The organism is Williamsia sp. 1135 (genome assembly GCF_002095395.1).
In the GTDB taxonomy this organism is placed as follows: domain Bacteria; phylum Actinomycetota; class Actinomycetes; order Mycobacteriales; family Mycobacteriaceae; genus Williamsia.
Genome location: NZ_MJEI01000086.1, coordinates 77,069 through 83,755 on the forward strand (window position 1 = coordinate 77,069; position 6,687 = coordinate 83,755).

Consider the following 6,687-nt stretch of genomic DNA (forward strand, 5'->3'; position numbering starts at 1 on the left):
GCACTTCTACGAAGTGAGTCGAAGAGCTGGAAGGCGAAGTTCGTGGCGGGTGTAAATCTACGTGACCTGCGGCCCCACCGTGAGGTTTCAGGCCAGAATTCCTCCGGTCCGACCGCCCGGAGCGGCACAACGACTCAGCGCAGTCCCGATCGCAGGACGTTCTTCTGGATCTTCCCGGTCGATGTCTTCGGGAGTTCGGTGAACACGATCTCCTTCGGGACCTTGAAACGCGCGAGACGTGTTCTCGCGAAGTCGATCAGCTCCTCCGCACTCAGATCACGGCCCGCCCTGATCGTGACGTAGCCGACCGGTACCTCACCCCAGCGATCGTCGGGGCGTCCGACGACCGCCGATTCGACGACATCGGGATGGGCGTCGAGGACCCGCTCGACCTCGACGGAAGCTATGTTCTCACCGCCGGAAATGATGACGTCCTTGCTGCGGTCCCTGAGTTCGACGTATCCGTCGGGGTGCATCACGGCAAGATCACCGGTCCGCAGATGCCCGTCTATTGTGGCCGCAGCGGTGGCATCCGGGTCCCGGTAGTAGCCGAGCATCACGTCATTTCCGCTGACCACCAACTCTCCCATGGTGTTTCCGTCGGCAGGGACGTCGATGCCTTCGGGCGTCACCACCCGTGCAGGTCTGGCGACGATGTTGCCGATCCCTTGCCGGGCCTTGAGTACCGAGACCTCGTCCGGGTCCAACTCATCCCATTCCGGTTGCCACTGATTGACCATGATCGGCCCGAACGTCTCGGTCATCCCATACAGGTGGGTGACCTCCATGCCCAGTCGAGACATCCGGGACAGCAGCGCGGGTGAAGGTGGAGCTCCCCCGGTACCCACGGCCACCGCACGCTCGAGTGGCGTCGCAGCCGGATCTTCGGCGATCATCGTCAGCACCGTCGGCGCCGCGCTGAAGTGAGTGACACCGCTTGCGCGCAGCAGCCGCCAGATCTCGGCGGTGTCGATGGACCGTAGACAGACATGGGTGCCGCCGGCGGCGGTGACCGCCCAGGTGAAACACCAGCCGTCGCAATGGAACATCGGCAACGTCCACAGATACTTCGACCCAGGCTCGAGCCGGGAGTGGTAAGCCATCGCCACGGCCTGCAGGTAGGCCCCACGGTGGTGATACATCACCCCTTTGGGCCGCCCGGTGGTTCCTGACGTGTAGTTGATCGCCAGGAGCCCGCGCTCATGAGGATCCCGCAGCACCGGCCCTGGCGCGTCCGCGAGCAGTTTCTCGTAATCACCACCGGCTCCGTCGAGCACCAAGTCGATACCGGCTGCATCCGCCACCGCAGCCGCGGTCTCGGCGAACTCTTCGGTAGCGAACAAGATCGTCGCCCCGCTGTGCTCCAGGATGTAGCTGATCTCCGGGACCGAGAGCCGGATGTTCAACGGCACCAGGACCGACCCGTGCAACGGGATCGCGCCGTGCAATTCGAGCATCACGTGGCTGTTCGCACACAACGCCGCCACCCGGTCGCCGGCCCGAACCCCTGCCGCGCCCAGCGCTCCGGTCAGCGCCAGTACGCGCCGGTGGTGCTCTGCGTAGGTGAAGGAGCGCTCGCCGTCGACAATCGCGATGCGGTCGGCAAAGGCCTGGGCGGCCCGGGTGAGGAAAACCGCAGGCGACAGCGGAGCAAACGTGAACTCGCCCGCCTCTGGGTCGACGATGTCGTTCGATGTCATCTCAGGCCGCTTCCTGCTCGCCCCCGGCACTCATGCTATTCGTCAAAACTTTTTCAAAGATTTTTCGGCCCCCGGGAACTTTGTGGGGTCGGCGCCCCTCCTATCAACAACAACCCGGCCACAACAGATTGCGGCCAATCCACAACAAACAAGGAGAAACCATGTCCGACAACACGATGCCCGAGATCTCCGAAGACGCCACCGTCCTCGACATCCTCGACGTGGACGGCGACGGCACCGAAGAGTCCGCACTCGTCGACATCGACGCCGACGGCAAGGGCGACGTCATGGTCCAGGACTACGACCAGGACGGTGAAGCCGAATCCATTGCCTTCGACACCGACGGCGACAACCACTACGAGACCGCCATCTCCGACACCGATCAGAACGGAGAGGCAGACACCGTCTACTTCGATGAGAACGCAGACGGCACCCACGACATCGCTTTCGTCGATGACAACGAGGACGGCGAGATCGACAGCGCCTACGTCAACGACGGCACCGGTGAGTGGACCGAGATCGACCCGGCCAGCGTCGAGACCCCCGATACCAGCGCCCTGTAAGAACCCCGCTCATAGACCAGACCGTGCCGACACCTCCCCGGGTGCCGGCGCGGTCTGGTTGTCGTCGTCGGCCGATGTGTCGTGTGCGAAAAGGCTCAGCCGAGGTCAACGTGCGCCGGGAAAACTTCTCCGAAACTTTTCGCCGATTCCCTCGCACGGGCCGCGAAACCGGAGTGTGCTGTCAGCAAGCCGCGCGCCACGACGGTGGTGGCACCCGAGTTCAAGGAGCCTGGAATGACCGATCCCAACAATCCCGAGCCCGCCGACGCCGCGATACTCGAGGTCTTCGACAACGACGGTGACGGGGTCGTGGACTCGGCCCTGGTCGATGTCGACGGTGACGGCGTCGGGGATGTCGTGGCCTCCGATGCCGACCAAGACGGCGCCATCGACACCCTCTCCTACGACACCGACGGTGACAACTACTTCGAGACGGCAGCCGTGGACACCGACGGCGACGGTAACGCCGACACCGTCTTGGTCGACGAGGACGCCGACGGCACCGCCGATGTCGCATTCGTGGACGTCGACCAGGACGGCGACATCGACAATGCTTACGTCAACGATCCGGGCACGGGCGAGTGGACCGAGGTCGATCCGGGCTCCGGCGACACCAGCGTCGTCTGACCGACCGACATCGCGCGCATCTTGCGGGTTGCGTCGAGACCTCCCAGCAGGTGTCGACGCAGCCCGCCTCGCCGTTCGTAGGCATTTCTTCGGACAGCGCCGGAACATTTCGGGCCCGGCGGCTCTCCTACTGACAACACCGCGAATCCATCGCAGCTGAGCAACCGAGGAGCACCGACCATGTCCGATTCCATCAAGTCCGACCCCTCGACCACCGAGACGCCCGACACCACCGAGACGTCGGGGCCGACCGAGACCGCAGGCCCGACAGTCATCGAGTACGCGGACTACGACGGTGACGGCTACGACGAGTCCGTCCTGCTCGACACCGACGATGACGGCCTGGGCGACACGATCGTCCAGGACTTCACCGAGGACGGCGAGGTCGAGACCATCGCCTACGACGCTGACGGCGACGGTTTCAGCGAGACGAGCATGTCCGACCTCGATCAGGACGGCACCGCAGACACCGTTTTCGCCGACATCGACCAAGACGGGGCCCATGACTTCGCGATCTCCGACGTCGACCAGAACGGGATCCCCGACGGGTTCCAGCTCCTCTAGGAACCGTCTGGCCGGCTGTCGTCCGGCCGCAGGACACGTCGCCTGCCGTCGATGGCGAGCATGAACTACGTTGACGGGGGCCGGGTCCCATCTCCAGATCAACTCGATTCGAACGACTCCACACAAGACGAAAGGACCTACACCGATGTCGATGCACTGGTGGCTGGCGATCGACTTCGGCACCTCCAATACTGCTGCCGCCTCCTACGAGCCGGGCTCGGGCACCCCGCAAGTGGTGCCGCTGTCCCACACCAGCGACATCATGTCCTCCTCGGTGTATGCCGATTCGTACCGCAACATCGTGGTCGGGGAGGCGGCGGTGAACCAGGCGACCAACAACCCGGCCGCCTTCATCACCCACCCCAAACGTCACATCGCCGCCGGCACGGTACCCGTCGGCAACCTTGACCTGCCGCTCGAGAATCTCGTTGCTGCGGTGCTGAATTCGGCTCTGAACCGGGCCGCCGAGCGGCGCGGTGGCACCCGGCCCGCACGGTTGATCTTGACCCATCCGGTCGCCTGGTCCCCGGAGGAGATCGACGTCCTGACCCGCGCCGCCGAACTGATCGGTTTCGATCGCGGTGCGATCACGCTGATCTCCGAACCGCGTGCCGCCATCGCCCACTACACGCGGGTGACCGCGGACTCGGGCTCGACCATCGAGTCGAAGCCCGGGCAAACGGTCGCCGTGGTCGACTACGGCGGCGGCACGTGCGATGTCGCAGTCGTCAAGATCGCCTCCGGCAGCGCCGCTTCCGGCGACGGCGGTCCCATCGATCTGATCGCCCACGACGGCAACAACGGACTCGGCGGAAAGAATCTCGACGCCATGATCCGGCGGTGGGTCGACAAGCAGCTCACCTCTCGGGCACCGGAACTCCTCGAATACCTGCGCTCCGGCGCCAACCTGACCACCAAGCGCGCCGTCGACGACAACATCCGGCGGGCAAAGGAGCTGCTGTCGGAGTCGCCACGCGCCGTGATCAACATCAGCGCCGGCGGCCACGAGGCGATCCTCGAGCTCACCCGCGGTGAGTTCGAAGAACTGATCGCCCACAACGTCGACTCCGTGGTCGAACTGACCAACTGCACCCTGGCGCGGGCGGGTGCGGGCAAAGACGTGCAGCTCTACCTGACCGGCGGCTCGTCCCGGGTGCCACTGGTGCATCGCAGACTTGGAGAACTCGGGACCGTTGCCACCCTCGACAATCCGAAAACCGTTGTCGCACTCGGCGCGCTAGAGGCGATCGTCAACGAAGGTGGCGCCGTAGGTGCACCGACGCCTTCGGCGCCGCCCGTCGCGCCGGTGCCACTGTCGAAGCCCGCCGCGCCGCCACCGGCCCCCTGGGGAGCACCGACACCACCACCGACGCCCGCGCCGAGTGCGCCGGCATGGGGCGGCGGGCCGAACACTCCGAACACCCCGCCCCCGATGCCTCCGCCCGGTGCGTACGGCCAGCAGCCGTCGTATGCATCGGGGCCACAACCCCAGTACGCCGCCGGCGGACCGCCGAATCCGCACCCACCCAACCCGAACCGCAATCGCAACATCGCGATCATCGCGATCGGCGCGGTCGTGGTGTTGATCGTGGCCGGCATCCTGGGAGTGGCCCTCGCGAGTTCCGGCGGCGACGACCCGAAGCCCTCCCCCACCGCGTCGTCCGAGCAGTCGACGTCGACATCCGCTACGACGACCGAGCGGGTCGAGCCGACCACCGACACATCGACCGCCAACGCGACGTTGAACTCGGATGAACAAGCGCTCGCGGACGCCAACGTCGACCTTGTCGACACCGACACTTGCGCATCCATCGACAGCATCGATTACGCACTTGCAAGCATCTTCTGCGAACCGACGCCGGCGGTTGTCGGGCAGGGCACGGTCGGCGATCCCGCCAGCGCGATCGGGCTCATCGAGGTCGTCGCCGACACCGACATCAAAGCCCTCGCGGAAGAGGAGCATACCGCGAGCAACACCTCTGAGCTGTATTCGCGGGTGATCGACGGCGATACGACCTACGCGTACTTCGACACCTTCGACGACGGCACGGTGGCGTACATCGTGTACTCGCCGGGCAACGGCACTGTCACTTGGTGGATGACCGACAGCACCGACCAAGCGGCCTTCGCCGAGTGGCTCAAGTCAGCCGGTCTCTGCCTCTGCTGATGCGGCATGAGCGGTGGTTCGTCTGGAACCCGGCCGCGGCGATCGTCGGCGCGGCGGCCTCGATCCCCGCAGTCATCGTGTCGTTCTCCGACATCGCTGCGGCCGCGGCGCTTGGGGTCGGGGTCCTGCCCGCCGCCATCGTCGGGATCGCGCCGCTGCGCAGGCAACGAATCGTCCTGTTGATTGCCGGACTGCTCATCGGGCTACCGATGATGCTCGGCTCCCTGGTGGCACCACTACCCGTGGTGGCCGTGCCGGTGATCTTCGGGCTGGCCGTCGGAGCGGTGCTGCTGGCGGGTACCGCCCGGTTCGCCCGGCTGGGCGGACTCCTGATGACGCTCGCCGTACCCATGGTCGGTGTCGGGCTCAGCTACGACACGGTCGGCGAGACCGCCAAGCTGACAGCACTCTTTGTCAGCGGCTCGGTACTGGTCTGGTTGTGCGCCATGGCCGTGCCCGAACGCGAACCGGCTTCCGGCGATCAGACCTCAGGGTCGCCCGGCCTCGATTGCGGGTTGCGCTTCGGAGCGGCGGGCGCCCTCGCCGCCACCATCGGGTTCGCTTTCGACTTCGACCACGTCGGCTGGGCGTGTGCCGCAGCACTGATGGTGATGAGGCCGGTCCGCGACGTCCAGCTCGCTCGCATGACAGGTCGCGTCGTATCAGTGATCTCCGGCGGCGCGGTGGCGCTCCTGCTCATCGAGAGTGGGCCGCCCGCAGCTGTTTTCGCGGCGGTGTTCCTGGTCATACTGTCGCTCGCGTCGGCGACGCACGGATCGAGGTTCTATCTCACCCCGGCGTTCACCACGTTCTTCGTCATCATGCTGCTCGGGTATTCCAACCCGGACGACGCGCCGTCCCGATTGTTCGAGCGGATCAACGAGACGCTGCTCGGGGTCGCGATTGCCTTGTTCTTCGGCATGGTGCTCCCGCTGCTGCTCACACCGCGATCCGGTCGGGACTGACCACCACATTCATCCCCTCACGGCACCGTCGAGGGAGCATTCGGGTTGTTTCGAAATGAAGTTCTGGGTGTGGGTCTGTGGCGATGGGCTGCCGTTGGTGG

At 65.6% G+C, this 6,687-nt stretch carries 6 protein-coding genes; 5 read left to right on the forward strand and 1 reads right to left on the reverse strand.

Translation table 11 applies throughout. The features are described from left to right. Positions 1-134 precede the first annotated feature (134 nt). Positions 135-1,700 carry an AMP-binding protein gene (locus BFL43_RS11015; RefSeq protein ID WP_084892590.1) on the reverse strand — a complete coding sequence of 522 codons (1,566 nt, stop codon included), beginning with the start codon at positions 1,698-1,700 and terminating at the stop codon, positions 135-137. 161 nt (positions 1,701-1,861) lie between these two features. Between BFL43_RS11015 and BFL43_RS11020 the strand changes: the two genes are divergently transcribed. The 5 genes from BFL43_RS11020 (at position 1,862) to BFL43_RS11040 (ending at position 6,586) form a co-directional block, all read left to right on the forward strand. Next, on the forward strand, positions 1,862-2,263 hold the full coding sequence (locus BFL43_RS11020) for a hypothetical protein (RefSeq protein ID WP_084892591.1): 402 nt from the start codon (positions 1,862-1,864) through the stop codon (positions 2,261-2,263). Between the two features lie 234 nt (positions 2,264-2,497). Continuing rightward, on the forward strand, positions 2,498-2,890 hold the full coding sequence (locus tag BFL43_RS28925) for a hypothetical protein (protein WP_084892603.1): 393 nt from the start codon (positions 2,498-2,500) through the stop codon (positions 2,888-2,890). 180 nt (positions 2,891-3,070) lie between these two features. After that, positions 3,071-3,454 (forward strand): hypothetical protein, encoded by a 384-nt coding sequence (locus BFL43_RS11030; protein ID WP_084892592.1) that lies wholly within the window; start codon positions 3,071-3,073, stop codon positions 3,452-3,454. Between the two features lie 145 nt (positions 3,455-3,599). Then, complete coding sequence (locus BFL43_RS11035; RefSeq protein WP_084892593.1) at positions 3,600-5,621, forward strand: Hsp70 family protein; 2,022 nt, start codon at positions 3,600-3,602, stop codon at positions 5,619-5,621. Beyond that, positions 5,621-6,586, forward strand: a complete 966-nt coding sequence (locus tag BFL43_RS11040; RefSeq protein ID WP_084892594.1) for an FUSC family protein — start codon at positions 5,621-5,623, stop codon at positions 6,584-6,586. The genes BFL43_RS11035 and BFL43_RS11040 overlap by 1 nt, the downstream gene beginning before the upstream one ends. The last annotated feature ends 101 nt before the right edge of the window (positions 6,587-6,687 follow it).

What these genes read in the sequence shown, in the direction of transcription:
- BFL43_RS11015 (WP_084892590.1), bottom strand. Translation starts at nt 1,700, where the DNA reads ATGACATCGAACGACATCGTCGACCCAGAGGCGGGCGAGTTCACGTTT.
- BFL43_RS11020 (WP_084892591.1), top strand. Translation starts at nt 1,862, where the DNA reads ATGTCCGACAACACGATGCCCGAGATCTCCGAAGACGCCACCGTCCTC.
- BFL43_RS28925 (WP_084892603.1), top strand. Translation starts at nt 2,498, where the DNA reads ATGACCGATCCCAACAATCCCGAGCCCGCCGACGCCGCGATACTCGAG.
- BFL43_RS11030 (WP_084892592.1), top strand. Translation starts at nt 3,071, where the DNA reads ATGTCCGATTCCATCAAGTCCGACCCCTCGACCACCGAGACGCCCGAC.
- BFL43_RS11035 (WP_084892593.1), top strand. Translation starts at nt 3,600, where the DNA reads ATGTCGATGCACTGGTGGCTGGCGATCGACTTCGGCACCTCCAATACT.
- BFL43_RS11040 (WP_084892594.1), top strand. Translation starts at nt 5,621, where the DNA reads ATGCGGCATGAGCGGTGGTTCGTCTGGAACCCGGCCGCGGCGATCGTC.